Source organism: Pseudomonas sp. PDM32 (genome assembly GCF_019219225.1).
Lineage (GTDB): Bacteria > Pseudomonadota > Gammaproteobacteria > Pseudomonadales > Pseudomonadaceae > Aquipseudomonas > Aquipseudomonas laurylsulfatiphila.
The window spans coordinates 30,605-52,613 of sequence record NZ_JAHUWE010000011.1 but is presented as its reverse complement, the minus strand read 5'-3'; the positions used below and the strand labels follow the sequence as shown (position 1 = coordinate 52,613).

20 protein-coding genes are annotated in these 22,009 nt (G+C 58.0%); 10 read left to right on the top strand and 10 right to left on the bottom strand.

Annotated features, from left to right (window positions below):
• Window positions 1-251: 251 nt before the first annotated feature.
• Both KW846_RS20835 and KW846_RS20830 read left to right on the top strand, forming a co-directional pair.
• The gene (locus tag KW846_RS20835) at window positions 252-1,226 is read left to right on the top strand and encodes a quinone oxidoreductase (protein WP_218485140.1); all 975 of its coding nucleotides are present in this window, start codon (window positions 252-254) and stop codon (window positions 1,224-1,226) included.
• A complete protein-coding gene (locus KW846_RS20830) occupies window positions 1,223-2,149 on the top strand; it encodes a LysR family transcriptional regulator (protein ID WP_218484825.1) in 927 nt (308 codons plus the stop codon). Before KW846_RS20835 ends, KW846_RS20830 begins: the two co-directional genes overlap by 4 nt.
• A gap of 179 nt (window positions 2,150-2,328) precedes the next feature.
• Here KW846_RS20830 and KW846_RS20820 read toward each other — a convergent pair whose 3' ends face one another.
• The 5 genes from KW846_RS20820 to KW846_RS20800 form a co-directional block, all read right to left on the bottom strand.
• Window positions 2,329-3,237, bottom strand: a complete 909-nt coding sequence (locus KW846_RS20820) for an AraC family transcriptional regulator (RefSeq protein ID WP_218484822.1) — start codon at window positions 3,235-3,237, stop codon at window positions 2,329-2,331.
• A 122-nt stretch (window positions 3,238-3,359) separates the two neighbouring features.
• Window positions 3,360-3,584: a hypothetical protein gene (locus tag KW846_RS20815; RefSeq protein ID WP_218484820.1), complete on the bottom strand. Its 225-nt coding sequence runs from the start codon at window positions 3,582-3,584 to the stop codon at window positions 3,360-3,362.
• Between the two features lie 418 nt (window positions 3,585-4,002).
• Window positions 4,003-5,418, bottom strand: coding sequence for an amino acid permease (locus KW846_RS20810; protein ID WP_218484818.1), 1,416 nt, complete (start codon window positions 5,416-5,418; stop codon window positions 4,003-4,005).
• 164 nt (window positions 5,419-5,582) lie between these two features.
• Window positions 5,583-6,638, bottom strand: a complete 1,056-nt coding sequence (locus tag KW846_RS20805; protein WP_218484816.1) for an ornithine cyclodeaminase — start codon at window positions 6,636-6,638, stop codon at window positions 5,583-5,585.
• 50 nt (window positions 6,639-6,688) lie between these two features.
• On the bottom strand, window positions 6,689-7,723 hold the full coding sequence (locus KW846_RS20800) for a histone deacetylase family protein (RefSeq protein WP_218484814.1): 1,035 nt from the start codon (window positions 7,721-7,723) through the stop codon (window positions 6,689-6,691).
• Window positions 7,724-7,842: 119 nt separating this feature from the next.
• On the opposite strand from KW846_RS20800, the gene KW846_RS20795 reads away from it, so the two are divergent.
• Window positions 7,843-8,343, top strand: coding sequence for an Lrp/AsnC family transcriptional regulator (locus KW846_RS20795; protein WP_007974741.1), 501 nt, complete (start codon window positions 7,843-7,845; stop codon window positions 8,341-8,343).
• 140 nt (window positions 8,344-8,483) lie between these two features.
• Here KW846_RS20795 and KW846_RS20790 read toward each other — a convergent pair whose 3' ends face one another.
• Window positions 8,484-9,530, bottom strand: a complete 1,047-nt coding sequence (locus tag KW846_RS20790) for an ornithine cyclodeaminase (RefSeq protein ID WP_218484812.1) — start codon at window positions 9,528-9,530, stop codon at window positions 8,484-8,486.
• Between the two features lie 562 nt (window positions 9,531-10,092).
• On the opposite strand from KW846_RS20790, the gene KW846_RS20785 reads away from it, so the two are divergent.
• From KW846_RS20785 to ctlX, 6 genes are all read left to right on the top strand, one after another.
• Complete coding sequence (locus tag KW846_RS20785; RefSeq protein ID WP_218484811.1) at window positions 10,093-10,872, top strand: transporter substrate-binding domain-containing protein; 780 nt, start codon at window positions 10,093-10,095, stop codon at window positions 10,870-10,872.
• 59 nt (window positions 10,873-10,931) lie between these two features.
• Window positions 10,932-11,657: an ABC transporter permease subunit gene (locus KW846_RS20780; RefSeq protein ID WP_218484809.1), complete on the top strand. Its 726-nt coding sequence runs from the start codon at window positions 10,932-10,934 to the stop codon at window positions 11,655-11,657.
• Window positions 11,654-12,364, top strand: coding sequence for an ABC transporter permease (locus tag KW846_RS20775; protein ID WP_007974733.1), 711 nt, complete (start codon window positions 11,654-11,656; stop codon window positions 12,362-12,364). Before KW846_RS20780 ends, KW846_RS20775 begins: the two co-directional genes overlap by 4 nt.
• A gap of 56 nt (window positions 12,365-12,420) precedes the next feature.
• Entirely contained in the window at window positions 12,421-13,182 is a 762-nt protein-coding gene (locus tag KW846_RS20770) for an ABC transporter ATP-binding protein (RefSeq protein WP_007986657.1), read from the top strand.
• A gap of 12 nt (window positions 13,183-13,194) precedes the next feature.
• Window positions 13,195-13,674 carry an Lrp/AsnC family transcriptional regulator gene (locus KW846_RS20765; protein ID WP_007974731.1) on the top strand — a complete coding sequence of 160 codons (480 nt, stop codon included), beginning with the start codon at window positions 13,195-13,197 and terminating at the stop codon, window positions 13,672-13,674.
• A 226-nt stretch (window positions 13,675-13,900) separates the two neighbouring features.
• Window positions 13,901-14,839, top strand: coding sequence for a citrulline utilization hydrolase CtlX (gene ctlX / locus KW846_RS20760; protein WP_218484807.1), 939 nt, complete (start codon window positions 13,901-13,903; stop codon window positions 14,837-14,839).
• 177 nt (window positions 14,840-15,016) lie between these two features.
• On the opposite strand, the gene KW846_RS20755 is transcribed toward ctlX, so the two are convergent.
• Window positions 15,017-16,675: an arylsulfatase gene (locus tag KW846_RS20755; RefSeq protein ID WP_218484805.1), complete on the bottom strand. Its 1,659-nt coding sequence runs from the start codon at window positions 16,673-16,675 to the stop codon at window positions 15,017-15,019.
• A gap of 223 nt (window positions 16,676-16,898) precedes the next feature.
• A complete protein-coding gene (locus tag KW846_RS20750; RefSeq protein ID WP_218484803.1) occupies window positions 16,899-17,978 on the bottom strand; it encodes an HAD family phosphatase in 1,080 nt (359 codons plus the stop codon).
• Window positions 17,979-18,242: 264 nt separating this feature from the next.
• Here KW846_RS20750 and KW846_RS20745 point away from each other — a divergent pair, with 264 nt between their 5' ends.
• Window positions 18,243-18,689: a hypothetical protein gene (locus tag KW846_RS20745; RefSeq protein ID WP_218484801.1), complete on the top strand. Its 447-nt coding sequence runs from the start codon at window positions 18,243-18,245 to the stop codon at window positions 18,687-18,689.
• 88 nt (window positions 18,690-18,777) lie between these two features.
• On the opposite strand, the gene menE is transcribed toward KW846_RS20745, so the two are convergent.
• Complete coding sequence (menE, locus tag KW846_RS20740) at window positions 18,778-20,280, bottom strand: o-succinylbenzoate--CoA ligase (RefSeq protein WP_218484800.1); 1,503 nt, start codon at window positions 20,278-20,280, stop codon at window positions 18,778-18,780.
• A gap of 32 nt (window positions 20,281-20,312) precedes the next feature.
• A complete protein-coding gene (locus KW846_RS20735; RefSeq protein ID WP_218484797.1) occupies window positions 20,313-21,977 on the bottom strand; it encodes an isovaleryl-CoA dehydrogenase in 1,665 nt (554 codons plus the stop codon).
• Window positions 21,978-22,009 lie beyond the last annotated feature (32 nt).

Below are 22,009 nucleotides of genomic sequence, written 5' to 3'. Positions count from 1 at the left end.
GCGTGCAGTCTGCAAGAAAGTGCGATTTGAGCATTGCAGATAGCAGAGGTGATTCACGGTAGGGGCGGGTGCAAAAGGTAGAGCGGTCTGATGAAACCGGACACCTCGCAGTAACGCGTAGTATCTGTGACGTTATTGCTGCAACCTGTGCATTAATGATCTGCAATCAACCTACCTTGTTCGTCAGGAGATCAGTACTCACACTGGCAGCACTTGTGTGAAGGCAGCTTCCGATTGAAGGGGAAATGACCATGGTCTCTGTGATTCGATTCAACCAGTTTGGCAATCCTGAAGTACTGAACCTGGAGACATTGAGCGAACAATCGCCAGGACCCGGCGAAGTCTGGCTTGAGCAGGCAGCCATTGGGGTCAACTTCCTCGACGTGACCCAACGCAAGGGCGCGGTGCCCGTTGCGTTGCCATCCGGACTGGGGTTGGAGGGCGCTGGGCGTGTTGCCGTTGTGGGTGCGGGTGTCAGCAACGTGCGAGTTGGAGATCGCGTCGCTTATGCCACCGGTCCTGTTGGCTCCTATGCTTCGGCCCGGCTTTTTCCGGCTGAGCGGCTGGTCAGGATTCCGGATGCATTGTCGTTTGCTGATGCAGCAGCCGTCATGTTCAAGGGCATCACTGCGCAGTACCTGTTGAAGGCCACCTATCCCGTGGGGCAGGGCACAACCATACTTCTCTACGGTGTAGCGGGTGGGCTGGGGGAAATCATGGTGCCGTGGGCCAAGCACTTGGGTGCGACGGTAATCGGCGTCGTATCAAAGCCGGCCAGTGTCGAAAAAGCTCAAGCGTTGGGCTGCGATGAAGTCCTGGTGTTTGACGCTGACAACCTGGCATCGCAGGTCGCTCGTTTCACCGAGGGCAGAAAGGTCGACGTTGTCTATGACCCCATAGGGCGCGCTTCCTTCCAGGCTTCTCTGGACTGTCTGCGACCACGGGGTCTGATGGTGTCGTTTGGCGCTTCCTCCGGGGCGCCTTCAGCCGTGGAGCTGTCCACGCTCAACGCCAAAGGCTCGTTGTTCCTGACACGTCCTTCGTTGGCCGCCCATACGGCGAGCGCCTCTGAGTACCAGGAGCGCGCACAGGATGTGTTGGCCGCCATAGGTGCGGGTATCATCAAGCCCCGGATCTGGGCAAGCTACTCGCTGGCTGACGCAGCGCTGGCACATGCCGACCTGGAGTCGGGGCGTTCATCGGGAGCGATCATTCTAAAACCATGAATATTGATGTTCTGACCAGTCAGTCCAGTGACGAGATCGCTGCGTTTCTGGCCGTTGCTTCGCAAGGCTCGTTTGTCGGTGCGGGTCGGCTATTGCAGCGACACCCGACGGTCGTCTCGAAACGACTCGCCGCCATGGAAAAGCGCCTCGGCGTTCGGCTCGTGGAGCGCTCAACCCGGCAGGTGCGAATCACTGAAGCCGGTGCCCAACTGGAGCAACGCCTTCGCTCTGCCATCGAGCTGATGAATGAAGCGCAGCAGCAAGCGGCGAAGGGCGCCAGCGAAGTTCGAGGTACTTTGCGCCTTGCATTACCGGCAGCGATGGGACGGCGTTGGCTAGGTCCGATGCTGCCGGAGTTTCTCGAGCTTTATCCTCATGTCTCGATCCTCGCAGATTACAGTGAGCGTCTGGTGGACATCATTGATGAGGGTTTTGACGCTGCCATACGGATCGGCGAGTTGGAAGACAGCCGGTTGATCGCCAAAAAGCTGAGCGACCATCGCCGGATTCTGTGCGCTTCGCCGGCTTACATCCGAAAGCACGGATTGCCCGAAACGCCACAGGACCTGATCAAGCACAATTGCCTGCGCTTCAGTGGCCTTGCGTCTTTTCCGCAGTGGCGACTCCATCGCGGCAACGAACTTCAGACGATTACACCCAAAGGAAACCTGACAGCCAATGACAGTGAGTCATTGCTGGCGGCCGCCCGCGCCGATGCGGGAATACTAGGGGCCGGTGACTGGTTGATGAGTCGTGATATCGCGGCCGGAAGGTTGTTGCGTGTCCTTGCGGATTGGCAATTGGACACTGCCGGTGGGGTCTATCTGGTCAGGCCATCGGCCAAATTCCCCACGGCCGTGGTGGTTGCCTTCAAACAATGGATCGAATCAAGGTTTGTTCCTGCACCGCCGTGGGGTATTTGAACCGGCTGTAGCGGTGCATATCGTACTCGGACCTCCAGGCCCGGCCTTACAGCGAAGCGTTGAGTTCGTCGATCAGGCTTTCACGATGTTTCAACGCTGAAACGGACGCCTCGCCGAGCTTGCTGGCAACGGCACTCAACAACGCCTGCGCCAGCAACATGTGGATTGCACGCCAACGATCAAGCAAAACTCCGCAGTTTTGCTAAATCTCGCGTCGGTGATGAGCCGAATTGACGACTATATTCGCGACTGAACTGCGATGGGCTTTCATATCCGACTTGAAATCCAGCGGCTGCGACGTCAAGGCCTTCAGCGATCATGAGGCGTCGCGCTTCGTGTAGACGAAGTTGCTTCTGATATTGCAGAGGGCTCATGGCCGTTATGGATTTGAACCTGTGGTGGAGCGTCGAGGTGCTCAGATTGACGAGTTTCGCTAGCGAATCGATTTGAAGGGGTTTTGAGTAGTTTCCGTTAAGCCACTCAATTGCTCGTGTTACGCGATGCGCCTGGCTGTCGACGATCGCAATCTCGTGCAGCCTCTGGCCCTGTTGGCCACGCAAGAGTCGATAGAATATTTCTCGAATGGCTAACGGCGCCAGAGTGGGAATATTCTCCGGGCTTTCCAGCAGTCTCACGAGGCGGAGCATTGCGTCGAGTAACGACGTGTCTATTTTATCGAGGAAAAGACCACGGTTATGCGCACCATTGGGCACGCCGATCGGACTTGCATCGGCGATCAGTTGCGTAATTTCGCAGGGATCAATATCCAGGCGGATGCATAGGTATGGCGCCTCGGGAGAAGCTTCAATCACTTGCCCCGCTAAAGGCAGCGTCACGGAAACGACGAGATAATTCAGCGGATCATAGACGTAACCTTCATCACGCAGTCGAACCTCTTTACGACCTTGAACAACAATACATAGACCTGGTTTATGGATTGTGTGAATCGCATCTGTAGGGGCATCACTTCTGATGAAGTGAAGCGGGGGCACTGCCGTCTCGAATACACCATACTCGGGCGCAAAACGTTGAATGATGGACGCCAGCTCGGTTCGACGTTGCGTAATTTCGGCATCGGACTGGATCAAGGGAAACTCCTCAAGAGTTGATCACGCGTGGCGAGAGTCGGGGCGTTTTTTCGGCAGTACAGCTTTATTAAATATCAAAAAGCCCAGCTATTGCCGGGCTTTTTGACGGTTTTGATTATGTGTTAGCCAACTTGTTGCATTCCTGGTGTGCGATCCGAGCCGCCTTCGGCAACGCGCTTCCCAAGGATACGGTCAGAACCATCCTGAGCAACGAAGGGTCGCATTGCCTCTTTGCATTGCTGAGCTTCGTTCACTGGCGGCCTGGCGGTCGTGCTTTCCAACGCAAATGCGCTCAGGCTAAGCGCTGTGAAGGTCGCGAGAACGAAGATTTTGTTTGAAGTTTTCATGGCAATGACTCCGGTAATTTGAGTGTCTGGTACCGGTAGGTCAGGGCAACGTTTTTTGCACTGAGTTCCGGTTGCAGGCGAGGTGTTCTCTCTGCCTGTGTCCAGACTACGGTGCCGCTGTTTTTTACGTTATTCGGTTCCTGTGAGCTTTTTGCACAATCCTGCACCGTGATACCGGAGCAACTAATTTTTTAGCTGTAGATGCGTTCGTAGCAGCCAATTGCCTGGTGCGTGATTCACATCATGATGAGCAGTGACGTCGGTGAGCAGACACGACTTGCCTAAAGCTCCCGCAGAGCAGGCCGTCAGTGTTACTTGACGGCCTGCGTTTGCATTTCTCTGACTACAGGTGCTCAACCAATGGCACCTGGGTCAAACGCGTTTCATTGCATTGGCACGTTAAGGCACCAACTGAACATCAACTGTATTGACTTGCCGAACCAGCAGACAGTTTGTGCTTCCTGGAATGGGTCAAGCGGTAGGCAATTGCCAACCAGATGAACCACCCCGGCATGACCATTAAAGCGATACGGGTGTCAGGTCTGAGTGCCAGCAGGCAAAGAACAAAGCCCAGGAACGCCAGGGAGAACCAGGCCATCGGTACGCCGCCAGGCATCTTGTAGGTCGATTGCGCATGCAAGTCGGGACGGCTTTTGCGATAGGCAATGTACGATGCAAGGATGGTTGACCAGGTGAAAATCACCAGGATCGCCGACACGGTAGAGACGATCGTAAACGCGGTCATGACTTGCGGAACGATGAACAGCAACAGCACACCCACCAGCATCAACAGTGTGGTGAACGCCAGGCTCAGCAGCGGCACGCTATTGCCCGACAACCGTCGAAAAATCCCTGGCGCATTGTCGTGACTGGCCAGCCCGAACAGCATGCGGCTGGATGAAAACACGCCACTGTTGGCCGATGAGGCCGCAGACGTCAGCACCACAAAGTTGACGATACCGGCTGCCGCGGGAAACCCTGCAACCAGAAACAGTTCGACGAAGGGGCTCTTGTTGGGCGAAACCTGTTGCCAGGAAGTCACTGCAATGATGCAGGCCAGCGCCAGTACATAAAACAGGATGATTCTCAGCGGAATCGAGTTGATGGCTTTAGGCAGGGTCTTCTCGGGGGAACGGGTTTCGGCGGCGGCAGTGCCGATCAGCTCGGTGCCGGCAAATGAGAAGATTGCCATCTGGAAACCGGCGAAGAAACCTAACAGGCCGTTGGGGAAGGCTGCCTGTTTATCCAGCAGGTGGTTCAGGGATGCAGTGACGCCATTGGGTGAGACAAAGGAACTGGCAATCATCACCATGCTGACGCCGATCAGGGTGACGACAGCAATAATCTTGATGATCGCGAACCAGAACTCCACTTCACCGAAAAGCCTGACGGTCAGCACGTTCAAGGCGAACAGCGTCAGTAGCATGCCGATGGCCGGTATCCAGGCGGGTACATCGGGGAACCAGTACTGAAAGAATCCGCCGACCACGACGGCGTCGCCCACCACCGCGACGCTCCAGCTCAGCCAGTATGACCAGCCGAGGAAGAACGCCGCTCGCGGACCAAGGTAGGCACCGGCAAAGTCCGCGAAGCTTTTGAAGTTCAAGTTGGAGAGCAACAGTTCGCCCATGGCGCGCATGACGAAGTAAACGAACAGGCCGATGATCATGTAGATGAGGATGATCGACGTGCCGGAGAGGGCGATGATCTTCCCGGAGCCCATGAACAGGCCTGTCCCGATGGCGCCTCCCATGGCCATTAACTGAATGTGACGGTTGCTGAGGGTGCGCTGCAGCGCGGGCTGTTCAGGCAGCCCGGACGGAATCGATTTCATTACAAAACCTCTTGATTTTATGTTTTTGAGTTTTGGCAGAAAAGTGGGTGTCGAGGGTTCTTGTTTGGGATGCAACGGCTAGTGACGGTGCTGGTTTGCGGGTGGCAGGGTGGGCAGGGGGCGAGCCTCCGGGCTACTTGCACAGGGGCACCCCCTTTGGGTTATCAGCGGACTGTGCGCAGCCGCGAAGGTGCGATGGCCGGCGACTGATCGAGCAACTGGTAGAGATTTTTTATGTTGGCCGGTGTCGGCACGAGGTGGATGCGCTCGCCGATGGCATGCTCGCGCGCCAGGTCGTGCACGTAGCGCAGTGACGAAAAGTCTTCCAGGGCAAAACCCACCGAATCGAAAACGGTGACCTGTGCGTCGCTCTCGCGCCCCGGTACTTCGCCCAGAACAATCCGGAAGAACTCGACGACGGGAAAGTCGGCCTCCAGTTGTTGAATATCGCCTTCAATCCGGGTCTGAGGTTCAAACTCAACGATGACCCGGGCATTGCGCAGGATGTCGGCGTGCAGTTCGGTTTTCCCCGGGCAGTCACCGCCGACGGCATTGATATGCATGCCGGGCTCGATCATCTCGGGCGTCAGGATCGTTGCGTAGGCTTTGTCTGCGGTGACGGTGGTGACGATATGCGCGCCCTTGACCGCTTCCTGCACCGAACTGGCCAGGATCACCTCGATATCCGGGAATGCGGACAGGTTGTGTTTCAACTTGAGCGAGGCGTCACGGTCGATATCGAATATGCGCAGTTCCTTGATGGACAGCATTTCATGGAAGGCGAGGGCCTGAAATTCGCTCTGGGCGCCATTGCCGATGATTGCCATGATGCTTGCATCCGGGCGCGCCAGGGACTTCGCGACCAGGGCAGAGGTAGCGGCGGTGCGCACTGCGGTGGTCAGCGTCAGTTCACTGAGCAGGGTTGGATAGCCACTGTGGACATCGGCCAGGACACCGAAGGCCATGACCGTCAGCAAGTTGCTTTGACCGTTTTCCGGGTGACCATTGACGTATTTGAACGAGTACTGCTGACCATCATCGGTCGGCATCAACTCGATCACACCGTCGGCCGAGTGGTTGGCGGTGCGCGGCGACTTGTCAAACTGCGCCCAGCGTGAATAGTCAGCTTCGATGTAGACGGCCATCTCGCGGATTGCCCGACGGATTCCCACGCTAGCGAACAAGCGTGCGGCATGATCGACGTCTATAAAAAGAGTCATGTTGTTATTCTCCGGTTCAGTAATGGCAACGTTGTGGGGCAGGGGATGACTCAGGCGCGCTTGCTCTCGTAACCATGCAGCACGTTGACCGCATTGATCCCGATTTCATCGACCATGTAGCCGCCCTCCATCACGAACAGGGTCGGGCAGCCCACACCCGCTATCAGCTCGCCGATGCCGATGAAGTCTTCGCTTTCCAGCAGGAAGTGGCTGATGGGGTCGTCCTTGAACGTGTCGACGCCCAGTGAAATGACCAGCACTTCAGGGGCGAACTGCTGAAGTTTTTTGCAGGCGTGGAGCAGGGCGTTGCGGTAGCTTTCCCAGGTGGTGTTCTTCGGCAGCGGATAGTTCAGGTTGTAACCTTCGCCGTGCCCCGCGCCGACTTCGTGGCTGTAGCCCGAGTAGTACGGATAGGACACCGCAGGTTCGCCGTGCAGCGAGACAAACATGACGTCGCTGCGCCCGTAGAAAATGTTCTGCGTGCCGTTGCCGTGATGAAAGTCGACGTCCAGTACCGCAACACGCCGGGCGCCTTGGGTAATGGCCTGCTGTGCGGCAATGGCGGCGTTGTTCAGATAGCAGTAGCCGCCCATGTATTCACGCGCTGCGTGATGGCCGGGCGGGCGGCACAGGGCGAAGGCACTGTCGTGGCCTTCATCGATCAGCGCGAGACCGGTGAGGGCGATATCGGCACTGGTTTTTACCGCTTGCCAGGTCGTGGCGGTAATGGGCGAGCCGGCGTCCATCGCATAGAAACCGAGCTTGCCGTCGATGAAAGTCGGTACTTGTTCGCTGGCCAGATCCCGCACCGGCCATACCAGTGGCAGGGCATCATGAGTACGTCCGGTTGCACACCATTCTGTCCAGGCGCTTTCCAGAAAGCTGACATAGCGCTCGCTGTGTGCGTTGACGTAGCACGAGCGGTCAAACACACGCGGTTCGACGATCTGGCCAAGGCCTACCTGCTTGACTCGACTATGGACAGTGTCGGCTCGGCTGGGCTGTTCGAAGGACAGCTTGAGCACGCCATCTTTCAATTCGGTACCGTGGTGCAAGCGGTGAGAATCACTGAAAACTGTAAACATTCTGCGCATCCGTTATTGTGAGCCAGTGCAAATATTCTGTTCTGGCCGGGATGCGATTTCTTTGCTTTGTTTTCGCGGTTGTGCAGATTGTTCGGGCGTTTTTACTCAGGAATGGCGTAATGCAGAAAAAATCATCCAAACGCATCAGTCTCGACGAGACCGACCTGGCGATACTCACGTTGCTGCAGGAAGATGCGAGCATTTCCAACGCCGAGCTCAGCGAGCGCTTGTCGTTAAGCCTGACGCCTTGCTGGCGACGCCGTAAAAGAATGGAGGAAGCGGGTGTCATCAAGGGCTATCAGGCCAACCTCGATCGACGCATGCTGGGACTGGACATCATGGCGTTCGTGCACATCCGTTTTTCCACCCACGCCGATCACGCTCCGGACGCCTTCGAAGCCGTGATCGCGCAACTGCCCGAAGTGCTGTCCTGTCACAAGATCACCGGTGATTCCGATTACGTGCTGCAAGTGCTGGCAGAGGATCTTGATAGCTACAGTGACTTTATCGAGCAGGTGCTGAGGCGTCAGGTGGGAATTGCGTCAATTCAGTCCAGCCTGGCTTTGCGCGAGGTCAAGACCAGTAGTCGAATTGCGATTCCCAAGTTGAGCAAGGATTGAGAGGACAGGGGCAGAACGACTATTCAGCGTTTGGGCAAAAATGGACCTCGCAATTCTACTGGTCCAATCCATGTGGTGACTGTGTATGGGTTCAGGGTTGCGCCTGGCAGCCTAAGGGGCCGCCAGGTGAATGCCTTGAATTAAGCCCGTAGCCTTACATCGTTAGCTTCTGAAGGTAGCAGCAACGAAAACAGGTCCTTCGGATCCTGCAGCTCCGGCACCAGCTGAATATCGCTGCCAATGTTGAGCGTTTTTGCAACATCCAGCACATAGCGCAAGGCGGAGTAATCCTCGATGGCGAAGCCGACCGAGTCGAACAAGGTGACTTGCTCGGCATGCTGGCGACCCGGGGTCTGACCAGTGACGACTTTCCAGAACTCGATAACCGGAGAGTCGGCGGGCATCTGCTGAATTTCTCCTTCAATTCGGCTTTGCGGCTCGTACTCAACCATGACTCGTGCACGTTCCACGATGTCCCGGTGCAATTCGGTCTTGCCGGGGCAGTCGCCGCCCACGGCGTTGAGGTGCATTCCAGGCTCGATCATCTCTGGCGTCAAAATGGTTGCGTAGGCCTTGTCGGCCGTGACCGTGGTCACGATATCGGCACCCCGTACCGCTTCTGCGACGGTTTTGGCAACACTCACCTGTATGGCAGGGTAGGCCCGCAGGTTGGCGACCAGTTTCGCCGTTGCCGCTGGATCGATGTCGTAGAGACTGATTTCAGTAATGCCGAGCAATGTATGGAATGCCAGGGCCTGGAATTCGCTCTGTGAGCCGTTGCCGATCAGCGCCATTCGGCGACTGTCCGGTCGGGCGAGGTAGCGGGCCGCGAGCGCAGAGGTGGCGGCGGTGCGAATGGCGGTCGTCAGCGTCATTTCACTCAGTAACACAGGCTTGCCGGTATCGACGTCTCCCAGTGCCCCGAACGCCATGACCGTCAGCATGCCATTGTGGGTGTTCTTTGGATGTCCATTGACGTACTTGAAGGCGTAGAGCGAGGCATCAGACACGGGCATCAACTCGATGACACCCTCCGGCGAGTGGTTCGCCAGGCGCGCGCATTTTTCGAAATCCGGCCAGCGTACGTAGTCTTGACGGATGTATTCGGCCATTTCGATCAGGCAGCGAGGCAAGCCTTTTTCCCGGACGAGAAGGCTCAGATCATTTACGTCAATGTAACGGGTCATATTGGGTTCCTTTACGCGTCTTTTTAGTGGGCCGGTCTGGACGACCTGAGGTGGTCCATGCAGTTGCAACGGACTTATTGTCGAGGCAATGGCGAGAAGATTTCGGCCAATACCGACCCTGGATACAGCCAGAGAAGTCGAAAACAGGCCGCGCACAGCGGAATCGGCGAGGCACCCTTTACGACTCATCGTTATGCAGATGAAGCCCGCCTCAAAGGCAATCGCATTGGCTGTGGTGCTCCCATCAAGTGGAGAAGCAGTCACTTGCAGCTGACGACAGAATCGGCTGTGAACCCCCTTCGTTCAGCACAGGCACGCTGTTTGAACAGGGGGTTACGACACCAGCACCCTCCCGGCAATTGGCATTCTGGCGGTCCGTTTCAAGCACTTGTCGTTCGCTGCTTGAGATGGAGTGCAACTCCGACGACTGGTGCTTCCAGTCGATAACAACAACAAAAACGGCTGCGGTGAAGTCCGCATCGACTCTCTGCCCCTGTCAAAAAGTGTGGTCCGACGCAGGCGCCGGATCGCGATAAATCCAAATAATCCGGGACTCAAGAACATGAACATCAAATGGCTGACTTTGCCGGCACTCGCGTTGCTGTGCTGCACCACGGGCGCCAGTGCCAAGGAATGGAAGGAGCTGCGATTTGGCGTCAACCCAAGCTACCCACCCTTTGAATCCACCACGGCCGATGGCGGTGTACAGGGATTCGGTGTGGATCTGGGCAATGCGATCTGTTCCGAGCTGAAGCTCACCTGCGTGTGGGTCAGCAATGATTTCGACGGACTGATCCCGGGGCTCAAGGCTAGCAAGTTCGATGCCATCGAATCGTCGATGACCGTGACCGACGCGCGCAGAAAACAGATCGACTTTACCGATCGCCTGTACGCCGGACCGACCGCCATCGTAACCCGCAAGGATTCCGGTCTGCTGCCGACCGCCGAGTCGCTGCGCGGCAAAACCATCGGCTACATGCAGGGCACGATTCAGGAAACCTACGCCAAGGCCAAGCTGGCGCCGGGCGGGGTGAAACTGCGGGCCTATCAGAATCAGGATCAGGTCTATGCCGACCTGGTATTTGGCCGTCTCGATGCGTCGATCCAGGACAAGCTGCAAGCGCAGATGAGTTTCCTGACCTCGCCACAAGGGGCGGACTTCCAGAACAGTGAAGGCATCAGCGACCCGTTGGTGCCGTCGGAAATCGCCATTGGTGTGCGCAAGGACAACGAAGAGCTCAAGGGCATGCTCAATGCCGCCATCAAGGCCCTGCACGACAAGGGTATCTACGCGCAGATCCAGCAGAAACACTTCGGTGACCTGGACCTCTACAACAACTGATCCTCGCGCCGCGGTCGCTGTGTTGCAGCGACCGCGGCGCATCAAGACAGGTGACTGGCGTGAACTCCTTCCTGAATATTCCGGGGCTCGATCTTTCGGCCCTGCAAGGCTTTGGCCCTCTGTTGCTGCACGGCACCTGGGTCACCCTCAAACTGTCGGCGCTCGCGCTTGTGGTGAGCATGGCGCTGGGGCTGCTCGGCGCGGCGGCCAAGCTGTCGCCGCTGAAGCTGTTGAGTCTGCCGGCGACCGTTTACACGACACTGATCCGTGGCGTGCCCGACCTGGTGTTGATGCTGCTGATTTTCTACAGCCTGCAAGGCTGGCTCAGCGCCCTGACCGAGGCCATGGGCTGGCCCTATATGGAAATCGACCCATTCGTGGCCGGCATCATCACCCTGGGTTTTATCTACGGTGCGTATTTCACCGAGACCTTTCGCGGGGCGATTCTCAGTGTGCCGCGCGGCCAGCAGGAAGCCGCCGCGTGCTTTGGCCTGAACCGTTGGCAGCGATTTCGTTTCGTGGTGTTCCCGCAAATGATGCGTTTCGCCTTGCCGAGCCTTGGCAACAACTGGCTGGTGCTGCTCAAGGCCACGGCGCTGGTGTCGATCATCGGTTTGTCGGACCTGGTCAAAGTCGCGCAGGAGGCCGGCAAAAGTACGTTCAACATGCTTGATTTCCTGCTGTTGGCCGCCGGGCTCTACCTGCTGATCACCAGCGCTTCGAACTATGTCTTGCGCGTGCTGGAACGGCGCTACAACCAGGGTGTACGGGGGATGGCGCGATGATCGAGTTGATTGCCGAATACTGGAAACCTTTTCTGTTCAGCGACGGCGAAACCCTCACCGGGTTGGCCATGACCCTGTGGTTGCTGGTGGCGAGTATTGCCATGGGCTTTTTCCTGTCGTTGCCCCTGGCGATCTTACGCGTCTCGCGTTGGGGCGTTTTGCGTTGGCCGGTTCAGCTGTTTACCTACATTTTTCGCGGCACACCGTTGTATATCCAGCTGCTGATTTGCTACAGCGGCATCTACGGCATTGCCGTGGTCCGTTCACAGCCATTGCTCGAAGCGTTTTTTCGCGATGCGATGAATTGCACCTTGCTGGCGTTCACCCTCAACACCTGCGCCTACACCGTGGAAATTTTCGCCGGAGCGATCCGCAGCATTCCCTACGGTGAAATCGAAGCGGCGCAGGCCTATGGTCTCAGTGGCTGGCGCCTGTATCTACAACTGATCCTGCCTTCGGCGCTGCGCCGCGCGTTGCCGTACTACAGCAATGAAGTGATCCTGATGTTGCACGCGACTTCGGTGGCGTTCACCGCAACGATCCCGGACATCCTGAAAATCGCCCGGGACGCCAACGCCGCGACATTCATGACCTTTCAGGCTTTCGGTATCGCCGGCCTGCTGTACCTCGTGCTGTCGTTCGGGCTGGTCGGCGCGTTCCGCCTGGCGGAGAAGCGCTGGCTGAGCTTCCTCGGTCCGGCGCACTGACTTCCATTTTTTATCCAGAGCGGCGCCGACAGGTGTGCCGCTGCAGGAGTATTCGCATGTACAAACTCACCGTTGAAAATCTGTATAAACGTTTTGGTGACAACGAAGTACTCAAGGGCGTCTCGTTAAACGCGCGGGCAGGGGACGTGGTGAGCATGATCGGCGCCAGCGGCTCGGGTAAAAGCACCATGCTGCGCTGCATCAACTTTCTGGAACGGGCGGATGAAGGCGCCATTGCTCTGGATGGCGAGCGAGTCCTCACCCGCCAGGGTGTCGGTGGCATGCGTGTTGCCAATCCAAAACAGTTGCAGCGTTTGCGCACGCGACTGGCGATGGTGTTCCAGCATTTCAACCTGTGGAGTCACCTGACCGTGCTGGAGAACATCGTGCTGGCGCCGTGTCGCGTCCTGGGCATGAGTCGCAAGGCCGCGGAGGAGAGCGCTCGGGCGTATCTGGACAAAGTCGGCCTGCCGCAACGGGTGGCCGATCAGTACCCGGCGTTTCTGTCGGGCGGGCAGCAACAACGGGTGGCGATCGCCCGTGCCCTGGCGGTGGAACCGGAAATCCTGTTGTTCGACGAGCCAACCTCGGCACTGGATCCGGAACTGGTGGGTGAAGTGCTGAAGGTGATTCAGGCGCTGGCCGAAGAGGGCCGAACCATGTTGATGGTGACCCACGAAATGGGCTTTGCCCGGCAGGTATCGAGCCAGGTGTTGTTCTTGCATCAGGGGCGGGTCGAGGAGCAGGGTGATGCTACGATACTCGACCGGCCGAACAGTGAGCGTTTGCAGCAATTTCTATCGGGTCGTTTGAAGTGAGGCAAGGCGTACATGGCGGATATCCGCGATCTGTCGATCGTGCTTGATCGTATCGATCAGGCAATCATTGAAGTGTTGCGCCACGAAGGGCGCATCACCTATCAAAAGCTGTCCGAGCGCGTGCACCTGACCCCCAGGCCGTGTCTGGAACGAGTGCGCAAGCTGGAACAGCTTGGGGTCATTCGCGGCTATGGCGCGATTCTCGATGAGAAGAAACTGACGCCGGGCTTGTCGCTGCTGGTGCTGGTGGCGTTGTCGAACCAGAGCGGACGCGCGGCGCAAAAGGCCTTCGAAGCCAAAGTCCGTGCGTGTCCGCAGGTGCTGGAATGTCGCCTGATCAGCGGCGCGTTCGACTACAGCCTGCGCATGCGCTGCCGTGACATGGAGCATTACCGGGTGTTGACCGAAGTCTGGTTCGACGACCCGGATTTGCACATCGACAAACTGGTCAGCCACCCGGAGCTGGCGATGGTCAAGACCACCATGGAATAAGATCAAAAGATCGCAGCCTGCGGCAGCTCCTACAGAACGGCGGTGAACACGGCCCGTGTAGGAGCTGCCGCAGGCTGCGATCTTTTGCTTTCCGGCCCTCACCGAATCGGCTGGGCAACCCGGAATCTTCAGCCGTTTCCATCAGCGCAACAGCCGTTATCAACCGGGTTTTTCCCGCTTTGAAACAGACAATGAGCCTCTCTCGTCCCTCATTGAGCCTGTGCCCATGCAAACCACCAATACGGTTTTAATGATTCGTCCGACACGTTTCTCCTTCAATCACGACACGGCGGCGAACAACCGCTTCCAGCGTCCGGCAACCGTTGCTGAAGACGTACAACTCAAGGCCCTTGCCGAGTTCGATGGCTATGTCGACGCGTTGCGTCGGCACGGCGTCGAAGTCCTGGTGCACAACGATCGCGAAGCGCCGCATACCCCGGACTCGATCTTCCCCAACAACTGGTGGAGCAGCCACCCGGACGGCACCCTGGTGCTGTACCCGATGCAGGGCCACAACCGGCGTCTGGAGCGGGACAAGGGTGTACTCGACGGGTTGCTGGGCGAATACCGGGTCGAACAGGTGCTGGACCTGTCCAGCCTTGAAGAGCAGGAGGTTTTCCTGGAAGGCACCGGCAGCATGGTCCTGGATCGGCAACAGCGGATCTGCTACGCCGGGTATTCCACGCGCACCCACGCCCGGGCACTGGATCAGTTGGTCACCCATCTGGGCTACGAACTCTGCGCGTTCAACGCGGTGGACCGCCAAGGCGTGGCGATTTATCACACCAATGTGATGATGAGCGTGGGCACGCGCCTGGCCGTGGTGTGCCTGTCATCGGTTGCTGATCCCAACGAACGCCAGGCATTGCGTGCGCGCCTGGAAGACAGCGGCAAGCAGGTGATCGCCCTGGATTGGGCGCAACTGGAATCTTTCGCCGGCAACATGCTGGAGGTACACAACGCAGCAGGCGAACCGCTGCTGGTGATGTCGCGCACTGCCTGGCAATCCCTGGACGCCGATCAGCGTCGCTTGATCGAAACGCACACCACGCCGTTGCCAGTGAACATCGACACCATCGAGCGCATCGGTGGCGGCAGCGCGCGCTGCATGCTGGCCGAGGTGTTCCTGCCCAGGCAAATGTCCGCCCGGCAACAGGTGCGATGAAGGTCCGCCCGGCAACGACTGCCAGGCGAGAGGGCAAGGCGCGTTAACCAGTGAGCCAGAGGTCCAGCCGGATTCGGTGTAGGCGAGGCCGCCGTGGTCCACGAAAGCTGGAGCGTTGGCCACTGCGGCTCGAACCGTGGCGACCTCTGCCGAGGTCGCCATTTTCAGCTGAATTGATCAGTTACCGTTTGGCAACGACAAGTTGATGCCTTCCTTCTTCAGGGCATCACGCACATATTGGAATTTCTGGTACTGCGACAACTCCATCGGTCCGTCATAGGTCATGCTTTGCATCTTGCGAGGCGGGTAATCGACGTAGGTCTTCATCAGTTTCATGATCGCTGCCGAGATCGGCACCATGGTCCAGGTACGCTCGGTAAAGTTGTTCATGAAGAGGTCATAGCGTTCCTGCGGGTCTTGCCACAAGTCAAAAATCTGCGGCACGGTGGCCACGTATTTTTGTGCGCCTTTCCAACCCAGGTTGGAGTCAACGGCGAGACCGCCCGTTTGGGCGCCATCGTCGCCGCGCAGGTTGAATACCGCTTTGTAGTTCCCGACACGGGCCGCACCCGGGGACAATTCATTCTCGGTAAAGTAGAACCACTCCTTGCGCGGTGAAGGGGCGCTACCGGTGAGTACTGGCGTCATGTCGTAGCTGTCGAAGATGATCGGCTGACCTTCACGGTCTTTCTCGGGCAGCTTGACGCCTGCCACAGCGGCGAACGTCGCCATCAAGTCCAGGCCACCGAGGATCTCGTGGTTTTTCGTGTCCGGCTTGATCTTGTCTGGCCAGACGGCAATGGCCGGTACCCGGTTACCGCCTTCACGCACTGTGCCCTTGGTGCCGCGGAACGGGGTATAGCCGGCGTCCGGATAAACGTCCTGCCAGGCCCCGTTGTCAGTGGTGTAAACCACCAAGGTGTTCTTATCCAGGCCCAGCGCCTTGAGCTTGTCCATGATGCGGCCGATGTGTGTATCGAGTTCGACGATGGAGTCGGCGTATTTGGATTTGGACATGGACTTATGAATGAACTCCGGAGCCGGCATGTTCGGCTGGTGGACTTTCATGAAGTTGACGTTGATGAAAAACGGCTTGTCCGATTTGGCCGCCGTGTCGAGAAACTCAAGGGCAGCTTTTTCGACATAGTTATCAAAGAACGGAATGCCGACCACGCCAGGTTTACCATCCACGACGGGCGTGTCCACGTACTGGCCATTGATCTTGAACTCTTCAACCGGTTTTTCGCCGGCCTTGCCGGACAACGCGCCTTTGGTCACCTTCTGGAACATCTCGCGGGTTTCCGGATCCATGTCGGGGAACCACGTTGGGTCCGCGTAGGTATAGGCATTGAGGTGATACAGGCCGACGTACTTCATCACGTCATAACCCTGGGCATTGGGCAGCGCATAGTCGGCTTCGCCCAAATGCCATTTGCCGGTGAAGTAGGTGTCATAACCGCCGGTCTTCAACACGGATGCCAGCGTCCATTCGGCGGCTGGCAAACCACCGCCCTGGCCTTGAAACGCCACGGTGGTCATGCCGCTGCGATTGGGGATGCGCCCGGTTTGCATGGCCGCCCGGCCAGGCGTGCAGCTCGGCTGTGCATAGAAGGAGTAGAAAGTGACACCTTCTGCCGCCAACTCATCGATCTTGGGCGTTGGCATGCCGCGCCCGATCCCGCCTCCGTACGGCCCCAGATCGCCGTAGCCAGTGTCATCGGAAACGATGAACAGGATATTGGTTTTTTCTGTTTGAGCGGCGTGGGCAAGCCCGTTCAATGACAACAGTGCAGCAAACACGACAGACAACTTGAAACGATCCGATAGCTTATCCATGCCAGCAACCTCGTTGTTTCATAATGTTGGCCGGTGATGAGTGCACAACTGCATTGACCCACGTGCGTTGACCACCGAGTAATTAGCCCAGGTACTGCATACAGATCACGACTGCTGTTGTTGCATGCCCCTGTAAGGAGCAAGACGCACGAAGGAGTCTAGTGCGGCTTTTACTGCTCAGCGGGGTATTTGCTCATGCGTTACATTCACTTGCTGCGGTGTTTCACTCGAACGCAAACACCTTCTTCCAATCCTTTTTCATGCTGATGACCGTCCAGCCATCTCGCTTTGCCTGGTCATAAAGGGGTTGGGTAAAGGTGCCTACCTTGGTCTCCGGCAATGCTTGAGCCGGGCCATAGGCATATTCGCGCTCGGCATCGTCATGCAGCACCAGCATCACCAGTCGCGCGCCTTGGCCGGCCTTGGTGTACTCCAGCATCTGCTTGTCACCGGTGGAGTTGCCGAAGGCCGCGTTTGGCTGACGGCCCGTCATCAGATAAATGTTCTCTGGCTTGCCGGCATCGTTGTCGTTGAGCACTACTTTGGGTTGCTTGATCAACTGCGGTTTACCGCTCTTGTCGTAGACATACTCGGTTGCGCCAGCACTCCCGACGACCTGTTCCGCAGGCACGCCATAGATCTCCTCGGAATAGGCGCGAACGAAGTCCTGACCACCCCCGGTGACAATGTAGGTCTTGTAGCCATTGTCACGCAGGTACTGCATGACTTCTTTCATCGGCTGATACGTCAGTTCGGTGAAAGGACGCTTCCAGCGAGGGTCGCGGGCTTCGGCCAGCCATGCACGAACTTGCTGCTTGAACTCATCCGTAGGCATGCCGCTGAGGGTCACCATGGCGATTTTCAGGTAGTCATCGAGGGTCAGTTTTGCCATGGCGGCGCGGTCGCCCGACAGTACCGTCTTGAAGGGTTCGGCGCTAGCCAACTCCGGTTTTGCCTTGACCACCGCAGGAACGCGACTCAGGCAGTAAAACAGTTGGCTATACGCAGGATGCTCGACCCACAGCGTGCCGTCCTGGTCGAAGGTTGCGATGCGCTCGGCTGGCGAAACGAACTCGCTACCCCCTTCCTGGGTGGTCGCCTTGACGAACTCCACGATGGCTTGCTTGGCCGGCCCGTCATTCCAGGATGCCAAAGGGTCAGCCGCGAACACTGCCGTCGAAGCGATCAGGCTCAGCCCGAGTACGGCGAGAGGCGCGCCAAAGCGGCGTTCAATGTACGAGCAAAGGCGCGTCGTAGTGACTGCGGAGTTCCAGGTACGCTGCACCAGGATTATGAAATTCATGAGGTTCACCTACGGTGGATGGGTTAATCATTGGCGGCTACATGGCTGCTCACTCTGGCAAGGACTACAGCAGTTAGTTGGAAATCCAGTGTAGTGGGTTTGGGAATAATTGTTGTTTCTGCACTCGGATCGAGACATTGCGCAATGCAGGAGCGGCACGGGATGGGGCATGTCCGAGAAGTACATTCCGGGGGAGTGCAACATGAGCTAATCAGCTATACACAATATTCCACCCGGCACTTCTTCAACCGATCGAGGTTGTCAATGAATTACACCCTCCCACTGACAGCGCTACTGGTCACAGTAAGTCTCTCGGGCTGTACCCGTTCATCCACCCAGTCGGTGACGCTTCCCCTGAAAGCCTCCGAGCAGAATGCCGGCCATATCGCCAATACGACGCTGACCGCCGTGGACAACGAAAGTAATTTCAACTTCTACATCTCTGGCGTCCCGACAGGAACCACTTTGCCGTTGCGCATTTACACGTTCGTCAACAGAGGCAACTGCCACCAGCCAGGGCCGGTTGCTTACGAGATGAATGACAGGATTACCACTCAGCGTACTGCTCAGACAGGTTGGAGGTTTGAGCGAGTTGCTCCGGTTTCTGTCTCGGATCTGTTGTCCGGTCAATATTCCGTTGTCGTGCGCACGACACCTGAGGATGGCAGCGTCGATCTTTTTTGCGGGGATATCGCACAAGCGGCTCGGTGAACGTTTTAGTTGATCGTTGAGCCAAGCGTCGCCAACGCGATTGGCGCGTGCGCAAGTGCCGCTGATGTTCAGCGGCACTTGCTCGGGCTTATGCAAGCAACTGTCGCTTCAGAACCTTGCCCACCGAACTGCGGGGCAGGGTGTCAATCATCTGCACCGACTTCACGCACTTGAAACCAGCCAGACGCAGGCGGCATGCCTCGATGATCGCGGCCTCACTGGTAGCGCCTGGCGACGCGGCAACGACGAAGGCTACTGGGACCTCGCCCCATCGCGCATCAGGCTGACCGACGACGGCGACCTCGGCGACACCCGGCAACGAGGCAATCACCGCCTCCAGTTCTGCCGGGTAGATGTTCTCGCCACCGCTGATGATCATGTCCTTGAGGCGATCCACCACGTGGAGAAATCCATGCTCGTCGATACGACCGATGTCACCGGTTCTGTACCAACCTTTTTGAATAGCTACCTGGGTGGCTTGCGGATTACGCCAGTATCCGGAAAACATCATCGGCCCACGACACCAGACTTCGCCGTCCAGGCCGGGGGGCAGTGGCTCCAGGCTGGACGGATCGACGATTCTGACCTCACCAAACATCAGCACCTTGCCGTGGGAGTGGGCATGGGCGAGGCCCATTTCGTGGGTCCAAAAGGTCACCGCGCCACAAAATTCGGTAATGCCGTACACCTGCTGCACTTTCACGCCGATGGCCAGGCAGTCTTCGATCAGCCTGTAGGGAACTGCCGAGGCGCCGCAGGTCACGGAAACCAGGCTGCTGCTATCGACTTCCTGTTTTTTTGCCAGGGCCAACAATGCCTGAAGCATCACCGGCACCGTCATCAAGCTGGTGATGCGCTCGCGGGCGATCACCTCCCAGACCTGTGTCGGGTCGAAGTCAGGCAGCAGCACCGTGGTGCAACCTTTGAACACGTTGGTCAGCATGGGTGAAAGACCGCCGATATGGAACATCGGCGCGATCAGTAGAAAGCGGTGGTCCTGATTCCATTCCAGCGTGGCGCTGTTGCTTTGCGCGGTCCAGATCAATGCAGCGTGGGAGAGCAGAGCGCCCTTGGGTTTTCCGGTAGTGCCCGAGGTGTACATGATCACCGCAGGGGCTTCGCCGCCGCGGCCAAGCAACAGCGGAGCGTCGAGACCGGTATCGGCGGTGATGCGCTCGTAGGAACCTGGCGCTTGTTCGGTACCCTTGTTGATCAGGATCAGACCTGGACGGTCAGCTACCAATTGCCGGACCGTGGACGCGAACACGTCCTCGAACAGCAGCGCTGCCGGTTCGCTGTCGGCCAGGATATAGCTCAGCTCGGGCGCCTGAAGGCGCCAGTTGAGTACCACCAACGTGGCGCCGGCCTTCGCTACGGCAAACAGCGCGCAGGCGAGAAATTCGCTGTTCTTTGAATAGACCGCCACGCGATCGCCTTCGGCCACGCCCTGCGCAAGCATGTAATTGGCCAGGCGATTACAGCGTGCGTCGAACTGGGCGAAGGTCCATCTTCCCGTGGGTGAAACCAGCGCTTCTCGGTCTGGCGTCAAGTCGGCGCGCTGTGCCAGCAAACGTCCTAAATGTACGCTCATGGGGTTCTCCTTTTTTATTGTTATGGCCAAACTCAGAGACGGGGCATGGCGCGCTCGATCAAGGTGCTCAGCGGTGCATTGGAATCGAGGCTGCCAAAGGCGAATCCACACTCGCTGCCCAGGCGTGCCCGGCAGAAGATGTCGGCAATCTCGTTGTTGCCTGACTTGAGCAGCAGCCCGGCCTGGATCGCCAGCGCGGTACGCTCCACCACCAGACGGCTGCGGGCCTCGAGGTTGCCAATGTCCTGGAATGCGTTGTGCAGCCATTGCAGGTGGCTGTCGTACAGCGGGTGCAGGCCTGCGGCGCTCTGCAGTTCGGCAAACAAGGCCTCACTGACCGCCGGGTCTTTGTGCAACGAGCGCAGCACATCCAGGCATTGCACGTTACCGCTGCCTTCCCAGATGGAATTCAAAGGTGCCTGGCGATACAGGCGCGGCAGGATGTTTTCTTCGACAAAGCCAATCCCGCCGAGACATTCCTGCGCCTCGTTGACGAACGCCGGAGTGCGCTTGCAAATCCAGTACTTGCCGATGGCCGTGGCGATACGAGCGAAGGCCGCTTCCTGCGGATCGTTCGGCGAAGCATCCACGGCGCGGGCGATGCGCATCGTGAAGGCCACGGCAGCTTCACTTTCCAGCGCCAGATCGGCCAGCACGTTACGCATCAGCGGTTGTTCGATCAGCACATGGCCGAAGGCATGTCGTTGGCTGACGTGGTTCAGCGCCTGCACCAGGGCCTGGCGCATCAGTGCCGAAGAGGCGATCACGCAGTCCAGACGGGTCAGCGCGACCATCTCCAGAATGGTCGCCACCCCGCGACCTTCAGCACCGACCAGATAGGCCGTAGCGCCCTGGAACTCCACTTCGGAGGACGCATTACTCCAGTCGCCCAGCTTGTCTTTGAGGCGCTGGATGCGCACGGCATTGAGCGAGCCATCGGGCAGGATTCGCGGCATCAGAAAACAGCTCACGCGCCCATCGAGCTGGGCAAGTACCAGGTGCGCATCGCACATGGGGGCAGAGAAGAAGAACTTGTGACCGATCAGTTTGAAGCTGCCATCGGCCTGAGGGTGGGCCTGGGTGGTATTGCTGCGTACATCCGAGCCACCCTGTTTTTCGGTCATGCCCATGCCCATGGTGCAGGCGCGTTTTTGCTCGACGGGAAGGGGACGTGGGTCGTAGTCCCGGACGGTCAGTTTGGGTATCCAGATTTTTGCCAGCTCAGGGCTGTTCAACAGCGCCGGAATGGCGGCGTGGGTCATGGTCAGCGGGCAGCAGGTGCCTGCATCTGCCTGGCCATTGAGATACAACAAGGCCGCGCGCACCACATGGGCTCCGGGTTGCCCCAAGTGGTTCCACGAAAAACTGTGTACCTCGCCGCGCATCGCATTGAGCATCAGCTGGTGATAGGCGGGATGGAACTGCACCTCGTCAATGCGCCGGCCATAGCGATCGAAGGCGTGAAGCACGGGCTTGTTGCGATTGGCCTGCTCGCCCAGCTCCATTTGCTCGCCGCCACTCATGGCGCCATAGGCCGATAACTGTGCCTGTGCCCAGTCGCCGCCGTTCGCTCGCACCGCCTCGCGCAGTGGGACATCACTGTCCCAGGCGTTGTAAGCTGGCAACGGCTGCGGCTGATTGAAAACTTCGTGGGTTGAAAACGGGGTGTCGATCTTTGGCTGGGTTGCGGCAGACATGAGCGGGTTTCTCCGTGATAGGTTCGGAGAAA